At 46.5% G+C, this 19,067-nt stretch carries 19 protein-coding genes and 3 pseudogenes; 13 read left to right on the forward strand and 9 right to left on the reverse strand.

The features are described 5' to 3' along the window. Positions 1-125: 125 nt before the first annotated feature. Positions 126-1,010, forward strand: a complete 885-nt coding sequence (locus R4537_RS00440) for a LysR family transcriptional regulator (protein WP_071178957.1) — start codon at positions 126-128, stop codon at positions 1,008-1,010. Between the two features lie 76 nt (positions 1,011-1,086). Here R4537_RS00440 and R4537_RS00445 read toward each other — a convergent pair whose 3' ends face one another. Beyond that, positions 1,087-1,530: a DoxX family protein gene (locus R4537_RS00445; protein ID WP_071178958.1), complete on the reverse strand. Its 444-nt coding sequence runs from the start codon at positions 1,528-1,530 to the stop codon at positions 1,087-1,089. Positions 1,531-1,788: 258 nt separating this feature from the next. Here R4537_RS00445 and R4537_RS00450 point away from each other — a divergent pair. The 4 genes and pseudogenes from R4537_RS00450 to R4537_RS00465 form a co-directional block, all read left to right on the forward strand. Next, positions 1,789-1,971: pseudogene (locus R4537_RS00450) on the forward strand (Ada metal-binding domain-containing protein); the annotation flags it as partial. After that, positions 1,962-2,144 (forward strand): annotated as a pseudogene (locus R4537_RS00455) (DNA-3-methyladenine glycosylase 2 family protein); the annotation flags it as partial. The pseudogenes R4537_RS00450 and R4537_RS00455, both read left to right, overlap by 10 nt. Beyond that, positions 2,145-2,618 carry a methylated-DNA--[protein]-cysteine S-methyltransferase gene (locus R4537_RS00460; RefSeq protein WP_071178960.1) on the forward strand — a complete coding sequence of 158 codons (474 nt, stop codon included), beginning with the start codon at positions 2,145-2,147 and terminating at the stop codon, positions 2,616-2,618. 10 nt (positions 2,619-2,628) lie between these two features. Next, a complete protein-coding gene (locus tag R4537_RS00465) occupies positions 2,629-3,030 on the forward strand; it encodes a hypothetical protein (RefSeq protein WP_071178961.1) in 402 nt (133 codons plus the stop codon). 68 nt (positions 3,031-3,098) lie between these two features. Here the strand turns inward: R4537_RS00465 and nhaD are convergent, their stop codons facing one another. Next, a complete protein-coding gene (nhaD, locus tag R4537_RS00470) occupies positions 3,099-4,532 on the reverse strand; it encodes a sodium:proton antiporter NhaD (protein ID WP_071178962.1) in 1,434 nt (477 codons plus the stop codon). A gap of 392 nt (positions 4,533-4,924) precedes the next feature. Between nhaD and R4537_RS00475 the strand changes: the two genes are divergently transcribed. Together R4537_RS00475 and R4537_RS00480 are read left to right on the forward strand one after the other, a co-directional pair. Then, on the forward strand, positions 4,925-5,656 hold the full coding sequence (locus tag R4537_RS00475; RefSeq protein ID WP_000083620.1) for a nucleoside recognition domain-containing protein: 732 nt from the start codon (positions 4,925-4,927) through the stop codon (positions 5,654-5,656). Then, positions 5,653-6,120, forward strand: coding sequence for a YjiG family protein (locus R4537_RS00480; RefSeq protein ID WP_000073204.1), 468 nt, complete (start codon positions 5,653-5,655; stop codon positions 6,118-6,120). Before R4537_RS00475 ends, R4537_RS00480 begins: the two co-directional genes overlap by 4 nt. A 217-nt stretch (positions 6,121-6,337) precedes the next feature. Here the strand turns inward: R4537_RS00480 and R4537_RS00485 are convergent, their stop codons facing one another. Both R4537_RS00485 and R4537_RS00490 read right to left on the reverse strand, forming a co-directional pair. Beyond that, complete coding sequence (locus R4537_RS00485; protein ID WP_071178963.1) at positions 6,338-7,639, reverse strand: dicarboxylate/amino acid:cation symporter; 1,302 nt, start codon at positions 7,637-7,639, stop codon at positions 6,338-6,340. A gap of 264 nt (positions 7,640-7,903) precedes the next feature. Then, the gene (locus tag R4537_RS00490) at positions 7,904-8,797 is read right to left on the reverse strand and encodes a DMT family transporter (RefSeq protein WP_071178964.1); all 894 of its coding nucleotides are present in this window, start codon (positions 8,795-8,797) and stop codon (positions 7,904-7,906) included. Positions 8,798-9,026: 229 nt separating this feature from the next. Between R4537_RS00490 and R4537_RS00495 the strand changes: the two genes are divergently transcribed. Then, positions 9,027-9,323: a DUF134 domain-containing protein gene (locus R4537_RS00495; RefSeq protein WP_071178965.1), complete on the forward strand. Its 297-nt coding sequence runs from the start codon at positions 9,027-9,029 to the stop codon at positions 9,321-9,323. Between the two features lie 170 nt (positions 9,324-9,493). Here R4537_RS00495 and R4537_RS00500 read toward each other — a convergent pair. Next, positions 9,494-9,676: pseudogene (locus R4537_RS00500) on the reverse strand (triacylglycerol lipase); the annotation flags it as partial. Between the two features lie 302 nt (positions 9,677-9,978). Between R4537_RS00500 and R4537_RS00505 the strand changes: the two are divergent. The 3 genes from R4537_RS00505 (at position 9,979) to R4537_RS00515 (ending at position 12,585) form a co-directional block, all read left to right on the forward strand. Next, the gene (locus R4537_RS00505) at positions 9,979-10,335 is read left to right on the forward strand and encodes a winged helix-turn-helix transcriptional regulator (protein WP_080483442.1); all 357 of its coding nucleotides are present in this window, start codon (positions 9,979-9,981) and stop codon (positions 10,333-10,335) included. Between the two features lie 276 nt (positions 10,336-10,611). Further along, a complete protein-coding gene (locus R4537_RS00510; protein WP_071178966.1) occupies positions 10,612-11,301 on the forward strand; it encodes a hypothetical protein in 690 nt (229 codons plus the stop codon). A gap of 42 nt (positions 11,302-11,343) precedes the next feature. Next, positions 11,344-12,585, forward strand: coding sequence for a zinc-dependent metalloprotease family protein (locus R4537_RS00515; protein WP_071178967.1), 1,242 nt, complete (start codon positions 11,344-11,346; stop codon positions 12,583-12,585). A gap of 12 nt (positions 12,586-12,597) precedes the next feature. Here the strand turns inward: R4537_RS00515 and R4537_RS00520 are convergent, their stop codons facing one another. Further along, positions 12,598-13,314 carry an NUDIX hydrolase gene (locus R4537_RS00520; RefSeq protein WP_000637375.1) on the reverse strand — a complete coding sequence of 239 codons (717 nt, stop codon included), beginning with the start codon at positions 13,312-13,314 and terminating at the stop codon, positions 12,598-12,600. Between the two features lie 398 nt (positions 13,315-13,712). Between R4537_RS00520 and pncB the strand changes: the two genes are divergently transcribed. Together pncB and R4537_RS00530 are read left to right on the forward strand one after the other, a co-directional pair. Beyond that, complete coding sequence (pncB, locus tag R4537_RS00525) at positions 13,713-15,020, forward strand: nicotinate phosphoribosyltransferase (RefSeq protein WP_071178968.1); 1,308 nt, start codon at positions 13,713-13,715, stop codon at positions 15,018-15,020. Between the two features lie 31 nt (positions 15,021-15,051). Beyond that, a complete protein-coding gene (locus tag R4537_RS00530; protein WP_071178969.1) occupies positions 15,052-16,092 on the forward strand; it encodes an oxidoreductase in 1,041 nt (346 codons plus the stop codon). Positions 16,093-16,128: 36 nt separating this feature from the next. On the opposite strand, the gene R4537_RS00535 is transcribed toward R4537_RS00530, so the two are convergent. The 3 genes from R4537_RS00535 to R4537_RS00545 form a co-directional block, all read right to left on the reverse strand. Next, positions 16,129-16,485, reverse strand: coding sequence for a rhodanese-like domain-containing protein (locus R4537_RS00535; protein ID WP_001249602.1), 357 nt, complete (start codon positions 16,483-16,485; stop codon positions 16,129-16,131). A 14-nt stretch (positions 16,486-16,499) separates the two neighbouring features. After that, positions 16,500-18,056, reverse strand: a complete 1,557-nt coding sequence (locus R4537_RS00540; RefSeq protein ID WP_071178970.1) for an EAL domain-containing protein — start codon at positions 18,054-18,056, stop codon at positions 16,500-16,502. A gap of 176 nt (positions 18,057-18,232) precedes the next feature. Beyond that, the gene (locus R4537_RS00545) at positions 18,233-18,883 is read right to left on the reverse strand and encodes an HAD family hydrolase (protein WP_071178971.1); all 651 of its coding nucleotides are present in this window, start codon (positions 18,881-18,883) and stop codon (positions 18,233-18,235) included. Positions 18,884-19,067: the final 184 nt, after the last annotated feature.

The following is a 19,067-nucleotide window of genomic DNA, read 5'->3' on the forward strand; positions in this document are numbered from 1 at the left end:
CCACCTTGTAGCCGTGGGTCACGGCGAAAGTTAGGCGTAATCTTCGGAAAAGAAAAACAAAAATTTTTTATCGTCATAATACTTCTTACTTGTTAATCTTCACGGGTAACATCAGAGGAAACTATATGGACGTAAAAGTCTTTCGCACCTTTCTTGAACTGGCCAAAGTTCGCCATTTTGGTCGTGCTGCTGAAAATCTGTATTTGACGCAAGCGGCGGTGAGTGCGCGCATCAAACAACTTGAAAATCATTTCGATGCTCAGTTGTTTACCCGTGACCGTAACAACATCAAATTGACCTCTGCCGGTGAACGTTTGGTCGGGTATGCCGAGGTCATGGTCGCGACGTTGCAGCAGGCGAAATTTGAATTATCGCTCGAAGGCGGTAAGGCTTTACAGCTCACATTAGGCGGTACGCCTAACATTTGGGATGCCTACTTACAGCATTGTTTAAGCCGTATTACCGATACTTTTGAAGGCTATGGCTTTTTGGCAGAAGTCATGGGGCGAGAACAATTGAACCGCGGCTTGCTAGAGCGTACTTTGGATATGGCTTTCGCTCTGGATCCGATCAAAGCCGAAGAATTGCAATGCAAAAAAGTGGCTGATTTGGTTCTCGTGTTGATATCCACTAAGTCTGACGATGCCGATAGCGTGTTTGAAAACCGCTACGTTTATGTCGATTGGGGCGCGCGTTTTGCTTCAGAACATGCCGACCGCCACCCTAAAGCGCCAGCGCCTTTTTTAAGAACGTCGACGGCAAGAATTGCGTTAGATTTCATTTTGGAGAAAGGGGGCAGCGCTTACTTACCGCAAACCATGGTGCAACCCTTATTGGATGCAGGGCAATTACATCGCGTGTCCGAGGTGAATGATTGGCAGCGCCCACTTTATCTGAGCTATCGCAAAAATAGCTCTTCCATTGAGGCGATAGTGCAGGTGGAGAAGTTGATGAAAACGTTAGACCCTTTCAGTGTGGTGCGAACGGTGGACAAAGTGGAAGCCGTGTGATTGAGCACTGATTAAGTCATAGGTACGAGAAAGGGGGAATCGCTTAACACGATTCCCCCTTTCTGCTTGAAGTGACTTATGCCAAACGCTTCAGTAGCAGATTATCGAGGCTCAGACGACCTGCACCTGAAACCAGCAGTGAAACAGAGCCTGCTAACAGAGCCAAGCCAAACTCGTAACCGCCGTTGCTTAAGAATAAGCCGTGGCTAAAGTGCACGCTAAAAATCGCGACCAGCATGGTGACAGACAGTACCAGTGCGGCAGGACGTGTCAGCAGACCTAGCAAAATGGCTAATCCGCCAAAAAACTCCCCACTTCCGGCCAGAAATGCCATCGCTACGCCAGGCTCTAAGCCAATCGAAGCCATCCATTGACCTGTGCCTTCAAGGCCGTAACCGCCGAACCAACCAAACAGTTTTTGTGCACCATGCGCCATAAAAATGATGGCTAGGGGAAGGCGCAGTGCTAGGGGAGCCCATGAGCTTGTTGAAGTTAAAGCAGTTTTTAATAAAGTATTCATCAATAAATCCTCTCAGTTGACTCAGGCTATACGGTGATAGACTGGGTTGAAATTTTCGAATGACTCAAATGGTCTGTATGTTTGATGAAATGAAGTTTATGGGATGAGCCTTGTGCAGAGAATCCCATTAGGCTGATGCTCTTGTTCAAAATTATTGAAGAAACTTTTGCGGCTTAGTCTCTGCATTCTGTTCCGAAAATGGCTAGTCTAGACAGCGGAACTGGATAGACTGAACAAAAAAGCGAGCAGGAGGCTTTGATGACATTGCTTAATGAATTATCCGCGGAGGTGTGCCAACGCGCTCGGATGAGCCGAGATCCACGGTTTAATGGGCGTTTTTTTGTTGCGGTTAAAACCACAGGGATTTTTTGCCGCCCGATTTGCCCAGCCAACCTACCGAAAGAAGAGGATGTTGAATATTTTTTCTCGCAAGCGTTAGCGGGATTGGTCCTTGGACCGTCGATTACGCGCAATTGCGCGGTGAATCACGTAGCCACTATTTTTTAACCGGAGATTTGATCGTGAAAAAAGCACTGGCGAAATTTCCTCAGTTAACTGCCGAATCGGTCGCCCCTTGGGGCAGTTATGCCACTTTTCATTGCTGGAGCCACTAAATGAGCCATTTTACTGACTACTCATCCCCCCTCGGGCCAATGACCTTACAAGCGAGCTCTCAAGGCTTATTAGGCGTATGGTTTGCTACCCAAACGACTCAACCTGAGCATTTGGGCGACTATGTGAAAGAATGTCCTATACTTAACAAAACGATACGCCAACTGGATGAGTATTTTTCAGGTCAGCGCACTCAATTCGAGCTACCGTTGGCCGCCAACGGCACGGCATTTCAGCAGTCGGTTTGGCACGCACTATGCGAGATCCCTTATGGGGAAACATGGAGCTATCAACAACTGGCAGAAGCAATAGGCAACCCTAAGGCAGTAAGAGCCGTTGGACTCGCGAATGGTAAAAACCCGATTTCGATCATTGTGCCTTGCCATCGAGTGATTGGAAAAAACGGCCGATTGACCGGGTATGCGGGTGGTTTAGAACGTAAAGCCTTCCTGCTGGAGTTGGAGCAACGAAGATAAGGATAAGATTATGAACATGGCTAACTTGAAACCCATCATTCTCATCTTGAGCGTATTGCTATTAAGCGGCTGTTTTCAAGAGGAGCTGGAAAACTTTGTGAACCGAGAAACCTTGGCCTTTAATGGTCTGTATGATAATCCGCACAACAAAGATGTGTTGGAGTTTAGGCAGGGCGTCGTGTACATGCATTCGGCGCAGCAAAAATGGGAGCGCCCATTTAGCGTTGATGGCAAAACTTTGCGGATTCAGATCCGTAATAACTCCAAAGAAAAACGTGATGATTTGGTCATGACCATTCATGGACAAGGCGAAGTCCTCACTTGCAGCGCCTGTGCGATGTTCCACCTCAGTAATAACTGGGTCAAGCTGAACGCAGAACCGAAAAATGCGTCAGCCAGTAACACTCAATGAGCCAAACGGTAGAGAGGTTGTTCTGTTTGGGACTCATTTCAAGTAGGAAGTGATTTCAATCGGTCATATTATGTAAATGATTGATTATTGAGCAGCAAATGCAACACGATACTGACCACATAACCAAGCAGAATGACGGGAGTCCATTTCAAGTGGCTCAAGAACGTGTATTTGCCATGAGCCGCGCCCATGAGCGCCACACCTGCTGCAGAGCCAATCGATAGCAAACTGCCGCCGACTCCTGCGGTGAGAGTGACCAGTAGCCAGTTGCCGAGAGACATTTCGGGCTGCATCGACAGTACAGCAAACATGACAGGAATGTTATCGACCACCGAAGAAAGTAGCCCAACCAGTACGTTGGCCCAGATGGGGTTCCATTCGGTATAGAGGATTTCCGATACTAAACCTAGATAGCCGAGTAAGCTCAAGCCTCCGACACACATCACAACCCCATAGAAAAACAGTAAGGTATCCCATTCGGCGTGAGAAATACTGCGAAAGACATCAAATGGCACCACGGAACCAATACGTTTTAGTGCCGCTTCATCATTCTTTGCCATGGCAAGCGCCGTTTTCTTAGCCAGTGAGCTAGCCAGCGTTTTACGTAGGAAATAGCCAAAAAACTGCAAATAGGCGAGCCCCATCATCATGCCGATCACTGGCGGGAAGTGAAATAATGCATGGAAAGTGATGGCGGAGAGGATGGTAAAGAGGAACAGAATGACGATGCGTTTTGCTCCGCGTTTAAGCTCGACCACTTCTTGAATGCTGGAAGGCGTTTGATGTGGGACAAAGAGCGACATGATCAATGCAGGCACCAGATAGTTGGCTAAGGATGGGAGAAACAGATCCATAAACTCAAGGAAGCTGACATGCCCAGCCTGCCACACCATAAGGGTGGTGATATCGCCAAAGGGGCTGAAGGCTCCTCCCGCGTTGGCAGCAATCACGATATTAACGCAAGCTAAACTGACGAATTTAGGGTTTTCACCACCGACTTTCAGTACCACGGCACACATCAATAGCGCGGTAGTTAGGTTATCGGCAATAGGAGAAATGAAAAAGGCCAGCCAACCTGTTATCCAAAATAGAGTGTGAAAATTAAAGCCTCTGTTGATCATCCACGCTTTGAGTGCATCAAACAGACGCCGCTCTTCCATCGCGCTGATGTAGGTCATGGCGACCAATAAAAATAGCAGTAGCTCTGCGTATTCAAGCAAATTGTGTTCTAACGCCTGACGAGCTACCTCGGTCGAGCCTGTTTGTTGATAAACATAGCCAATCATGGCCCAAATCAGCCCAGCAGCCAGCAATACTGGTTTCGATTTACGTAGTTGCAGATACTCTTCCAGCATTACCAAGGTATAAGCGATGGCGAATATCAGGAGCGCAGCATAACCGATCGTCGAGTGGGTGAAATCTAAAGCTTGTCCATCTGGGGTAGACGCTAAACTGAGTGGCGAAAAAAGCGTAAGAGAAAGTAGTGCGATCCGGCCCGTCATAACAAAACTCCTGTTGATATCCCCTTCTATTGAAGATCGGCTTCAAGTTTTAAGGTGGTGATGGGAGAAAGTCCTGAGAAAGAGTAGACCTATGCGGAATTTGAAGTTGTGACTTAGCTTAGAAATGGTTGTTTATTCATCATTTTTTAGCAAGGTGCGATTTGCTTAACATTAGAAAAGGGGTGGATGCCATAGATGGCGTGAAGTGGTTTGTTGTGGTTTTAGGCTGAAATAAATTAATTCATCATGCTTTCTCGTATTGTTTTAACAAAATAAAATTTTATTTTTCATTGTGAGATGAGTTTCATCGACTCATTGACCTCGATCATTATCTCTAGCACGCAATCCGTGCACCATGACGTCCAATCTGTTCCAACTTCATAGAGGTAATTATGAGTCAATCGACAGCGCAGGAGCGAAAAGTGACTTGGGGATGCTACATTGCGTTAGCCTTCGCCGTAGTCTTTTTTTCTGGCTTGCTGCAATCCAACCAGTGGTATGGAGTATTTGATTTCACCACGTTAAACGGTGCCTTTGGCAAGGTAGCTTACAACGTGAGTGAAACGGCCGACGGCCTGCAAGTGGCGACCACTTCTTTGCGTGGTCAAGGCGGTAGCGGTGCGCGTGATGGTTTTCTTTTCGCACTGACCTTAATTCCAACCGTGATGTTTGCATTAGGCATGATCAATGTGCTGGAACATTACGGTGCGCTCGATGCGGCACGTAAGCTACTGACTCCTCTGCTTCGTCCAATCATGGGCGTTCCGGGTAATTCAGGTTTAGGGCTGATTGCTTCTTTGCAAAGTGCTGATGCGGGTGCGGCGATGACTCGTCAGCTCAAAGATGAAGGACATATGACTAAGCGTGAAGCGGATGTGTTTACCATGTTCCAATTCTCTGCAGGGGCCACCATAGTTAACTTTTTCTCATCGGGTGCGGTGCTGTTTACGCTCACGTTAGCGGATGGTTCCGCAGCGGTCACTTCTTCTATCGGTCTTGCGGTTGGTGTGATGTTTATCTTCAAAATTGTCGGTGCCAACCTGTTCCGTCTCTACCTAAATCTGACGGAAGGCAAAGAAGAATCATCTAACCCAGAGACCCAACTAGAGGAAGCGACCCGATGAGTAACGTCAATATGAAAAAGCCAATGGTGACGGATATTTTTGTCGAAGGGGCGAAGAAAGGCTGGGTAATTGCGACGACGTCTACTGTACCTAATGTATTGATGGCGTTTGTTATCATCAAAGCGTTGCAAATTACCGGCGCGCTAGAGCTGATGGGGACAGTATTTTCTCCTGTGATGGCGGTCTTTGGATTGCCGGGTGAAGCGGCTGCGGTGTTGATTGGTGCATGGATGTCGATGGGCGGCGCTGTGGGTGTGGTGATCACCTTGTTTGACCAAGGGATTTTGAATGGTACGCACATCGCAATTTTGGCTCCCGCTATCTATCTGATGGGTTCACAAGTGCAATACATCGGCCGTATTCTTGGTCCGATTGGTACTGAAGGGCGCTACATCCCAGTGATGATTGGTATTTCAGTATTGAATGCGTTTGGTGCGATGTGGGTGATGAACCTGTTTTTATAATCAGCTATACCCTTCCTACTTGAAGCTGCAGCGGTGTTGGCTACGTTCGTTCACCCCAATCACATAGTGTATCTATGCTCATGGGGATGCACTCACTTGCCGCCTACCTGCAACTCCAAGTAGTTTGGGTATAATCTCCTCGCTAAAATAGAAAAGGCCTCGCACAGTGCGAGGCCTTTTTTCTATGTCACATTCAATGAAAATGAAGTCGCTAAGTTTACTGAGCTTGAGATAAGTGAACCGCTTCTTCTTTTTCACCCGCTTTTGGATCGGCAAAGCGAGCTTCATCAAAGGCGTTTTCAGATTTCGCCACAATACAAGAGACACAGGCATCACCAGTGATATTCACCGCAGTGCGGATCATATCCAGTAGGCGATCGACACCCATAATCAGCGCAATCCCTTCCAGTGGCAGACCCACTTGGTTAAGTACCATGGCGAGCATAACTAAGCCAACGCCAGGGACACCCGCGGTGCCGACAGAAGCCAGCGTCGCGGTCAGGATCACCATCAGGTAATCGGTCATAGTGAGATCGATATTAAAGGCTTGCGCAATAAATGCCGTCGCCACACCTTGCATGATCGCAGTGCCATCCATGTTCACTGTTGCACCGAGAGGTACGGTGAAGGAGGCCACTTTGTTATCCACGCCCAAACGGTTTTTCACCGTTTCCATGGTGATAGGAATGGTGGCATTCGATGACGCTGTCGAAAATGCAAACATAATCGCATCTTCCATTTTGCGGAAAAACACCATTGGATTCAGGCCTGCGAAGGTTTTTAGCATCAACCCATAGGTGACGAAGGCATGCAGTAACAACGTCCCCGTAAGCACCACAAAGTATTCCGCTAAATTCAAAATTGCGCCAAGTCCGAGTCCGGTGAAGAGCTTGGCCATCAAGAAAAATACGCCGTAAGGAGCCAAGTGCATCAGCATCGCAACCAGTTTCATGATCACTTCGTTGAGATCATTGAACACCTGAGCAATGCGCTCTCCGGGTTTGCCAGCAGCACTGATCGCCACACCAAACAGAACGGCAAAGATAATGATTTGCAAGGTATTGCCTTGTGCCATTGCACTGATTGGATTGGTTGGGAACATATCCACAATCACTTTACCCAGAGACGGGGCTTCCGCAGAGGCAAAACTGCTGGCGGCGGTTAAATCTGCCCCTGCTCCTGGTTGAAACAAGCTGCCCATAGTGAGCGCAAGAGTAATGGCAATCGCGGTGGTGGCGAGATAAAAACCTAAGGTTTTACTGCCCATTCTGCCTAGCGTAGAGAGATCTTTGAGTGAGCTCGTGCCACAAACCAGTGAAACAAACACCAGTGGTACGACTAACATTTTCAAGCTGGCGATAAAAATCTTGCCGCCAACATCAAACAGTCCATTAACGATATATGCGTCTACAAATCCATTTCCTGCAAACAGGGCGCGAATCGCAAATCCAGTCAAAATACCGGCTACCATACCAAGGATGACCTTAGCGGTGAGCGATAACGGTTTTTTGGTATTCATCCAGAACACTCCTTATAGTTTTTCGCTCTGACATCATTGCAAAGCGAGCCGGAGGTTAGCAGGCGTAATCAAAAACTCGAAAATAAAAAGCAAATCTCGCTGTTTGGTTGTGATCTTTATCACTTAAATGGCTGGTTTTTGTCGTATTTGGTAACAAAGTTTTAGTTTTAAATCTTACCTTTATTATCAAATGCAACATATAAGTTTGTATATGCAACAAAAATCGCCATTATCATCGGGTGAAAATGGCGTGGGTGAAGAGGATTAATGCGGTTGGGGTTGGTGTGAAGTTAGGGCGCTACGTAGAGAAAAACCGGTAACCAACATGGTACCTGCCAAGACTAATAGAGTACCAAACAGGGTATTGAGCCCTATCGGTTCATCAAGGATCCAGTAGCCCCACAAGATGCCAAAAACGGGGATGAGGAAGGTGACGGAAAGTGTGGATGCCGCACCAATGGCTTTCACCAAACGGAAATAGATCAAGTAGGCTAGCCCAGTACAAATGACCCCAAGCAATATCACCGCTCCCCATTCAAGGCTGGAAGGCGTTTCACGTAGAGGAACAAACCACATCAGTGGGGCAACCCATAAGCATGCGGCCCACATACTGCCATGAGCATTTTCAAAAGCGGAGACTTGTGGTGCTTGTTTGGTGTAGTTGGTGGCTAAGCCGTAACTGGCTGCTGCGAGCCCGGCGCATATCATTGGTAGCAGAGCTTGATTTCCTATCGCCACCATATCCCATCCTACAATAACCGCCACACCGCTTACGCCTAACAGAAGCCCAGCCACCGCTTTACGGGAGAGGGGAGTACCATGCCAGAGAAAGCCAATCACTGCTCCCCAAATGGGTGCTGTGGAGTTGAGTATGGAGAGTGTTGACACATTTAGAGTTAACGCCGCATAAGCAAACAGTAAAAAGGGAACGGCGGTATTGATTAAACCCAAAATCAAAAAATGTGGCCAATGCTGGCGTATCGGTAGTGATCGCCTAAATAGTTGCGCCACCAAAAAGAGACTGAGCGCGGCAAATCCTACGCGAGCTTCTATCAGGTAAGCGGGACCAAAGCTGTGGGCAGCAATACGCATAAAAAGAAATGATCCGCCCCAAATCGCAGCCAAACAGAGCAGTTGCAGAAAGTTCACCAACGACATACTTCTCCCTCCCTCAATCTAAACTGCACTCACTCTCGGCTACAAAGCGAAAATATGCAATCAGCAAATCGATTGGATTGCCAGAAATGGCGTGTGTTCTGTTAAGTGGGCAGTTTATGCGGCCAATTGGACTAATGCCTGAAGTTATGCTGTCTGAGTCATCTGTCAGTTGAATTCCCTCTGCATTTGCTTTTCAATGGCCCGGTGAATAGCAAAAGGAATCTTTCTCGTGGCTCGTCCTAAAATTCCGCGCCGAATTGAGTGTCACCCGCCAGCATCGTGTTTTAAACCCAATGGTGTTCCTATCAGCCAACTCGATAGTGTTGAGTTAGCCCCAGATGAACTGGAAGCATTGAGATTAGTTGATCAGCTTGGCTTGCAGCAACAGCAGGCTGCATTGCAAATGCAGGTATCACGACAAACCTTAGCCAATCTGGTCAAAGCAGCACGTTTTAAGGTGGTCGATTGCCTGCTTCATCAAAAAGCGCTTTATATTCAAGCTATTGATAATAAGTCATCGGGTTAAGCTATTAAACCAATTGGGATAAACAGCCTGCTAAATGCCAGAGTGAGTGATAGATTGTCTGTCACAGAACCGCTGTGACCAACCACTTTCTCCTTCTATCCATGCGTTGAGAGTGGTTCTTTTGCCAAGCGCATTATTCACCTGGCTCCCCCGAATAGAGGCTTATCATCTCATTCGGGTTTTTTTTCATGCTGAAATTGATTGTGGCGAATAAAGTAGTCAATTTGACGGGCGGTTTTATGGCTGTAAACCAATCCAGTATGGCTTTGATGCAACAGAAGATGATCAGTCATTCCTGAGATTTGAGTCTCGGCAACCGTGACCGTGCCATCACACATTCCTGCAACTCCAAGTCGTTTGGCTAAAGGCCAAGAGAAAGTTCACCATGATGATTGCTTGTTCAAAAAATCAGAATAAGACTTAATGTAAATTATCGTATTTTTATGATTTTTTGTTGCAAATATGTTTCTTGTATATTGATTATTGGATATTCATATAATGAAAGCACTAATTACCGTTTTATAATATGTAGATAAAAGGAAACATAATCCACCTACTAACTATTTGTAATCGGATTATCGATGAGCGAATAATTTTAATAAATCTATTCCAGTGTTATGATGGAAAATCAAACACAGCAAAATAGAGAATATTCGTGGACGTAAATATCAAATCACCAAGAATACCCATTAATGATACGGTTGCCTTACAGCAGTTAGAGAGAATATCAATGAAGTGGGTCACGCATATACTTTGGCATTTAGACTCTTCTGAGTCCGCTCGTTTTGGTGAACTTCAATATTCATTGAATGGCATTTCAGCAAAAATGTTAAGCCACAGATTGAAGATGCTTGAAGAGATTGGCTGGGTATGGCGTGAGCAGCAGCCTACCATACCCGTTACGGTTTATTACGGCTTGACCAAATCGGGTAGAGTCGTGGCGAACGGATTATATCGGTGGATAGATCATGTCATCGAAAATGAACGAGAACCACTTTTAGAATGTACTTAAGTAACGAATTCACTCACTTTAGCCTGCAATCTCCTTTGCAGGCTTTTATTTATCTAATCTAGACTGTTTTAAATATGTCATGAAATATTCAAATCAATGTCATGAATTAAATTATGATAAATATACGTATTGATAAAATTTGATCACCATTCAGTGATTTATTTAATTCCATTATGTTGTTTTTTATTTCTGGTACAAAGTCACACAATCTAGATTGTGATCCTATGTCGTTTTTATTTATAACAACAACACTTATTCATCACGGATGTGTATCAAATGAAGCTATCAAGATTGTTATTTTTATCGTTTGTTGTTCTATTATTTTTAGGTATTTCTTTACTCTATTTTACCTATTCAAGTACACCGCGTACTAACTTGCCTGATGAGCGACAGGAGCACGTCATCGCTCCGAAACCAGCACCTGAGATTGAGTTATCGATTCATGAACACCCTGCTGTTGAGCTTGAGTCAACGGAAAATCGGGTAGTGAATGAGCAGGAAGAAGTGCAAGAGCTAGGTGAAGATCCTCGCGTGACCGAGCCACAAAACGTAGAGCAAGTCTGGCAGCCCATCAATCCTACGCCTGAACTGGCAGACCTGAAGCCGAAGAGCCAAGCCGTCACTGATATTCAAGCGATTGAATTTGAAAATATCGATCAGTTTCGCGTGTTAATGGCGGGGGATTCAGCCACTTTGCAGCTTCCAAATGGAGAGAGTATTCGAGTTCTGATTGATGAGGCGCAAACTCAAGCTCAAGGCATACAAACATGGGCCGGAAACTTTGAGACGCAGGGTGGCACTTTTCCGGTGACGTTCACTTTTGGCCAACATTCCATCATGGGTTTTATTGGTCATCCCCAAGGTTCTATCAAAATAGAAGGGGTCGGACACCAAGCATGGGTGTACCAAGTCCCTGATAGCCACGGTTTCGAGCACGATACGCAATCGCACGATCGCGCTCATTAACCTCGCGCTTATCGCGCATTTACACAAAAACTAGGAGTTATTATGAAAAAGGCGTCATTGGCACTGGCCGTAAGTGTCGGACTTTGCTCACCCGCGATTTGGGCTACGACCCAAATTGATGTATTAGGCTTATACACCCCAGATACTGCGAAAGGGTTTAAGCAAGAGCATGTCGCTCAAATGCAGCACAGCGTGAACGTAGCGAACAAAGTCCTGAAAGACAGTGGTCTGGACATCAATGTTAATTTAGCCGCAACCAAAGAAGTGCAATACGACACACAACCGGGATTGAAGAAATCTCAGAGTGAAGTGCTCTATGCTGCAACTCCATCTAATCGGCTCGACCCAGCTTTTGCGGATGTTGAAGCTTACCGTCAACAAGTTGGGGCGGATATGGTGGCTATTTTTCGCTACCTTAATGTCAATAACTCGCCCGATTATGAGCGTCTCTCGAATGGTGGTTACTCAATTAGCTGTGGTTTGGCTTGGATTGTGGCTCCTTCAGCGTGGAAATATCCACAAAATGCAAAGAAAAGCATGTATAGCCATAGCTATTTAAATGAGTGTGGCGCGGAAACCTTTATCCATGAATTAGGGCATAACTTTGGTCTTCAGCATGCTCATGAGCAGTATCAAAATAAAGATGGTTCACTCTATCTTCCACATCTTAAAGATGGCACGGAAGTCGATGCTTATGGCTATGGGATTAAAGGGCAATTTGCCACCATCATGGCATACCCGCACTTATTTGGCGTGGGGCGCAGTTATAAGTTCTCTAGCCCCAATTTACAGTGTGAAGGTGCTCCTTGTGGTGTGAAAGATTATGCCAACTCAGTACGTGCGATAGGCCTCACGGCCCCACATATTGCGCAAGTTTACACGGGCACAAATCCTCCGGTTGATGATGGAAATCCCGGGGATACAGAACCGACAGACAATACGAATAACGTTTTTACGATAAAAGGCCCGCTTGCATTACCGGATATGAAGATCCTGACTTTGCCGATCGTGGTAAGTGCTCAGCAATCCAGCACAGCACAGGTTGCGATTGACATTACCCATGAATACCGTGGCGATCTGAGCATTAGGCTGTATGCTCCAGATGGAAGCTATTGGGTATTGAAGCAAGCAAACCGTTATGATCGTGGCCAAAGTTATAAAGTGCAATTCACGCTAAATGATGTTGATCCGTCTGCTGCTGAAGGAGAGTGGCGTCTTGAGATCCAAGATCACTTCGGTGGTAAATTGGGCACCTTGAACCAGTTCCAAATCACCTTCCCGTAAGTGTTTAGTTTTTTAGCCACGCAAGCAAGTTTGAAAATAGATGACTTCGTTACTGGCTAAGCGATAAACCGTCGCAGGTTTGCCGCCTTTACCTTTGCTAGAGGCGGCAATTTTATTGGTACTGACAATTACCCCGGTATCGATCAGCCGACGTTTTACCGTCATGCGATTGACGTCCACTCCGAATTTGGCGTAAGCCTCAATAATATCCGCCACCAAAAACTCCTGCTCAAGTGAAAACAGCACTACTGAAGTGTACTCAACCGCTGCGCGCAGTTTTTTCCATGCATGCTGAATTTGCGCCACATGATCAAACGCCAGCACTTGTTTACCTTGCAAAATCGTCTCTAGTGCAAACCAATTAACACGGCTCTTATCCATCCCAGCCTCTTCAATCTGCGTGACGTTGGAATGATTGAGCAGGGCATAGTGAGAAATACTGATGCTCCAACCGCTTGGGTCGCGCTTAGGATTACCGTCCACCAAAGGATCACTGATGAAGTTGGGGTAAGTATGGATTTTCTGGCGGCAGATGCGCCGACGCGCAGAATCAAAATCTTTGTCAGCGGGTTCGCCACCTTGTGCGCTGAGATCCTCATCAAACACCCAACCACCGGGAATCGCCCAAAGACCGCAATCAGGGCGGTTTGGATTGCTGCGTTTGACCAACAAGGTCTCAATGCCCTTGGGGGCAAGGCGCAAACAGATCATATCAATGGTGACAATCATACAAGGTTCCTACATTAGGGTGCGGCTATTCTAGGTAACTGAATGGTAAGGGTCAAATGTAAATAACAAAATGTGATTAACCGAATATTGGGCAGTTTATAGCAGACTGAATACCATATACCCTTCCTACTTGAAGCTGCAGCGGTGTTGGCAGCATTCGCTCACCCCAATCACATAGTGTACCTATGCTCATGGGGATTCACTCATTTTCCGCCTACCTGCAACTCCAAGTAGTTTGGGTATAGAAGGCGTGCTGGCTGTGCTTTAACCGAAGATTCCTTCTCTTTATTGTGGGTTTGTCACAAAAGTTGACAAACATAGAGGGCTCCATTATCGTGCCTGCAAAAGTTAGCAACAAAATGTTACTAACATCCGAAGTGTACTGAAGGACGGCAATCATGAATCCACGCCTGTTTTCTCCCCACATCATTCGTAGCCTGCTCGATCTTGATGCTTATAAAATCAATATGATGCAAGCGATACACCATTTTTATCCGGATGTGTCGGTGCGCTATGAATTGATTGTGCGCAGTGAAGAGGATGCTAGCGGACTTCTTGATGCCATCCGTCAAGAGATAGCTCATCTTGGCACATTGCGCTTTTCGGATGCCGATATTCATTATTTGACTCAGCATGCGCCGCATCTCAAAGCGACCTTCTTGCAATCGCTGCGTTACTTCCATTTTGTGCCTCAAGAGCAAGTAGAAATGGGGATTGTCAAACAAGGTGGAAAACAGCAACTGCGGATCAGTATTCGTGGCAGTTGGCGTGACACGATTTTGTATGAAACCTTAGTCATGGCGATCGTATCTGAAGTACGCAGCCGTCAGCGTTGGGCTGAGGTGCCTGCTGATTTACCACTGAAGGTGCTCAAAACCAAGCTTGAACAATTAAAAGCGGAGATTGAGCGTCGTGGGATCAACAACTTTTCTTTGACCGAAATGGGGACCCGCCGCCGCTTTTCTAGCCAAGTGCAGCGTGATGTGTTGGCTTGCCTGAAGCAAGAGATCCCACAATGGGTGCTGGGTACCAGCAACTACCATTTCGCTCGTGAATTTGATTTAAAGCCGATTGGCACCATCGCCCATGAATGGTTTATGGGGCATCAAGCTTTGGTTAATGAGCGCGATTCACAACAAGTGGCGTTAGAGCGCTGGTTGACGGCGTTTGATGGCATGCTCGCCATTGCCCCGACCGATACTTTAACCATCGATGCCTTCTTGAATGATTTCAACCGTCATTTTGCAAACGCTTATGATGGTGTACGCCATGATTCGGGCTGCCCATTCCGTTGGGGGGATAAAATGATTGCCCACTACCAGCAGTTGGGGATTGATCCCACCACCAAGCTTTTCATTTTCTCGGATGGTTTGGATTTCGGGCAGGCACTGGATCTGTGTGAATATTTTGCTGGGCGAGTGAAGATTTCTTTCGGGATCGGCACCTTTTTAACCAATGATTTAGCGAATTGGCGTAATGCGGCGGGGGTTGAGTATCGCCCACTCTCGATTGTGATTAAGCTTGCGGAGTGTCAAGGTCGCCCGGTGGCGAAAATCAGCGATCAACCGGAAAAAGCCATGTGTGAAGATCCGATCTTTTTGGCCAATCTCAAACGGCGCTTTAACATCGAATTGGATGTGGATGCGCTTATCCAAGAGCTGCGTCATCAAAAGCGTTCACCACGACACTATATTTCAGCGGCCTAATCGCCCGCGAAGCCATTGGAGGCGACTTGCTATGCCCAATACCCCACTTAAGGTTGGCGTTATCGGTTATGGATACTCTGCGAAAACGTTTCATTTGCCGTTTATTGACACGTTAGAATCGCTCACCTTAAGCGCGATCAGCTCTAGCCAGCAGCCAGTGGTACAAGAAGATTGGCCACAGATCGCCTACTTTGATTCGGCGCAGCGGCTCATCACAGAAAGTGATGTCGACTTGGTGATTATCACCGCACCAAATGATGTGCATTTTCCTCTGGCGAAACTCGCTTTAGAGCATGGCAAGCACGTGATTGTCGAAAAGCCGTTTGTGACGCAGATTGAACAAGGCCGCACCTTGATTGAGCTCGCGAGGCAGCAAGGGCTGTTATTGAGTGTCTTCCACAATCGTCGTTGGGACGGGGATTTTTTGACAGTCAAAAAGCTGATTGAGCAAGGACAACTCGGTGACGTGAAGGTATTCGAATCACACTTTGATCGCTATCGTCCTGTGGTTCGTCAGCGTTGGCGGGAACAAGCGCAAGAAGGGGGCGGCATTTTGTTTGATTTAGCGCCCCACTTACTGGATCAAGCCTTAGTGTTGTTTGGTCTTCCGCAGTCGTTATCCGCAGATTGCCGGATGATGCGACCAGAGGCCACCACCATAGATTATTTTGATCTGCAATTGTATTACCCACAGCATGTGGTGCGCTTACACGCGAACTTGTATAGCCCAGAGCCTAATGTGCGTTATCAAGTCCTCGGCAGCCTAGGTAAATACGTGAAATATGGCTTAGATCCGCAGGAAGATCGTTTGAAAGTCGGAGAGCGTCCTACTCACCCTCTGTGGTCGCAGGAAATGTCCGAACAATATGGCATCTTGTATCACGCAGAGGGGAGTGAAAACGTCATCACTGAGCTTGGGGGGTATCAGCACTATTTTGCACAAGTGGTTGAGGCAACCCGAAACGGTGCATCCAATCCCGTGAGTGCAGAGTCGGCGCTGCAATCGATCCAACTGATTGAGTTAGCGTTAGAAAGTAGCGCCAAAGGCCAACGCTTAGCGGTGACTCTCTAACGTTAAAGCACTCACGCTTTAGGCTAAGCAGCGCAGCTATTTGTTCGCTGCTTGGCGCATTTCTTCATAACCACCACCGTTATGCACTCGAGTATAGCCCTGTTCAATCAAATATTTCTGAGCGATGCCAGAGCGATTGCCACTGCGGCAGTAGAGCACGATAGGGCGCTCTTTCTCGATGGCGTTAAACGCGGTTTCTACCTCGCTCAGTGGCCAGTTTAGTGCTGTATCGAGGTGCCCTTGCGCATATTCTTCGACGGTTCGAACATCAATCAAGAGCGCACCTTCATTGACCATCTGCCATGCGAGCTCTGCGCGCTCGGAAGCTTGAGCTCCAGAGCTAAACCAAGCACTCAATAAGGCCAATAACGCTTTTAATCCATTTTGCCGCATAACGGGTTCCTTCATTATGTTTTGCTTGTGGCAAAGTCTAACGGTATCGAGGGTTGTTTTTCAAATGCCAAAACTTGCTCTAATGGCATCGGTTTGGCGTAAAAATAGCCTTGAATCCAAAACACATTTCGTTCTGCTAAGTAATCAACTTGGTATTGGTGCTCAACCCCTTCTGCGATGACTTCAATGTTTCCTCCTTGAGCGGAAGCGATGATCGAATCTAATACACTGATTTTTACATCGTGGGTGTTGATGGTATCGACGAACATTTTGTCGATTTTGATGCTACTGATTTGTAAGTTTTGTAGATAAGCAAAGCCACCGTAGCCAGTACCAAAATCATCAATTTTAAACTGATACCCTTTCTTCAAGAGGTAAAACACTTCCTCTTGCGCTTGAGTCATGGCCTTGATCGGGACTCGTTCGGTAAGTTCAAATTTAAGGCGCTCACTGTATGGCCAATGTAGCTCTTCCAATAAATGTGTTAGATGGTGTTGCTCAAGGTGGTCGGCTACCACATTGATACTCACCCAACGTTCGGCTGGGAGCAGCGCGAGATCGCGATAGACTTGTTGAATAAGTTGGTTGGTGATCTTGACGACCAAGCCAGAATCTTCTGCTACAGAGATGAAAAGGCTGGGTGGTACAAGTTGGTGGCCTTTTTGCCAGCGTAGTAGCACTTCGTAACCTACGACCTCTTGCGTTCTTGAATCGACAATGGGCTGATAATAGGGAATAAACTCTTCATCTCTGATGCCTTTTTCAATCAAGCCTTCAATAGAATTACGATAGTTACGTAAAATCAAATAGCTTGCTGAGAGAAACACGCCAAGCAGTACTGCGAGAGGGATCCCCCAAGTGAAAACCTGTTGTCGTGCAAAAGTGAGTAAAGTCTCACCAGCAAGCAGGGTTTGTTCACTATGGAAAGGAGCGTTACCCGAATGCTGGCGAATAGAAAGCGGATTGGATTCCCCTAGTATGGCGATGTTGCCGCGCTGAATGGCCAACTCACTGAGCATAGGATCCAAAAACTTAAACTGTAAGTAAAAACAATTAGAGCAAGGTTCGCGAAGCAGCTCTTGCGCCCAACTGCCATCGACTACCCAAAAGACGCGGCCTCTTGGTTCGCTATATTGGATCAACAATTCTCGTGAAGCTGTTTGGGTTTTAGGTGTTGCAGAGAGAGTGAAGCCCATCGGCTCAGAGGCCGATGAATCCGCCGCAAGAGCAATCGGATAACCTACGGTGGAACAGCCATCACCTTGTGCATTTTCAATGCCGATCAAACGAACAAATCGGTTGTAAAACTGTGGGTCGCGGATTAGCTGTAGATCATGGCTGCTACAAGTAAACGTCAGCGACTGGACTTGTTGCGTGATCATACTGTCTAAAGCCAGACTGCGTTGCTCAAGATATTGATTAATTTCAGCAAATTTCTGATTAAGCAGATGTTGTGCGACAAGCGGAGCCCAGAGCGGCTGAGCCAATAAAAAAATAATCAAGGGTGAGAGTAGAATGGCAAACGCGATTCTCATCGGTGCTTTTGAAATCACAGTCTTTTCCTTAGCCATTATAGAGCGTCAGCGTGGCAGATAGGTCCAAACTATGTAACACAATGAAATGCAAAGCAATGCATTGATAAGTTTTGTTTATGAAAGCCGTCCTTGGCTCTCACTAAAGGCCAAAAGCTGTGCAAATGTGTGCCAGATAAATGGGTCATTTACTTGCCGCCTGTCAGCAGCAGCTCCTAGTCATTGGCGGATAGCAGATCAATCACCTCATTTAGGCTAGTGCAAATAGGATGACCAAGAGCGATGACCTCGGGGCTCGGTTTGACTAAATCTGGGATCTGGAAAGCTTGCATTTGCGCTGCCATAGCGGCTTTAATGCCATTATTCGAGTCTTCAAACGCAAAGCATTGTTGAGGTTTGACCCCTAAGCGCTCTGCCGCAAGTAAATAGATCTCTGGATGAGGTTTACCTTGAGTCACTTCACAGCCCGTGGTGATGTTCGCAAAATAGTGATCTAAACCAGCCAATTGCAACTTGATAAGCGCCACTTCTTTTTGAGTGGAGGTCGCGACAGCGGTTGGTATTGAACGGGCTTTCAGCCACTCAAGAAGTGCGATCACCCCATCTTTATGTGGTATGGCTTCATGCATAACCACTGCGTTATAACGCTGCCGCCACTCGTTATGTAACCTTGGCAAATCTTCACCGTAAGCTTGGCTCAAAATGCCATTAATGGTTTGGGCATTACAGCCGATCACCGAGAGATAGACCTCTTGCTGAAAAGGCAATCCACAAGCGGTACACGCTTCTTGAAAGACTCGCATACAGACACGTTCGGTATCGAGCAGTAGACCATCCATATCAAAAATAGCGGCTTGAAATTTCATCGTTCCCACCTACCACAAAAAAGTGAGCGGCTATTGTCCCATACTTTCCTGATGTAAGAGAACCCAAAACTTAGAACTGCAGTGGTTGGATCAGTACATAAGGGTATTTTAGATCAGTAAATTAGCGAGAGAGTTGCGGTAATTTCCGCTAAACTATGTTGCAAAACAATGACGATTTAGTGTC

This window comes from Vibrio paracholerae (assembly GCF_037672085.1).
GTDB lineage: Bacteria > Pseudomonadota > Gammaproteobacteria > Enterobacterales > Vibrionaceae > Vibrio > Vibrio cholerae.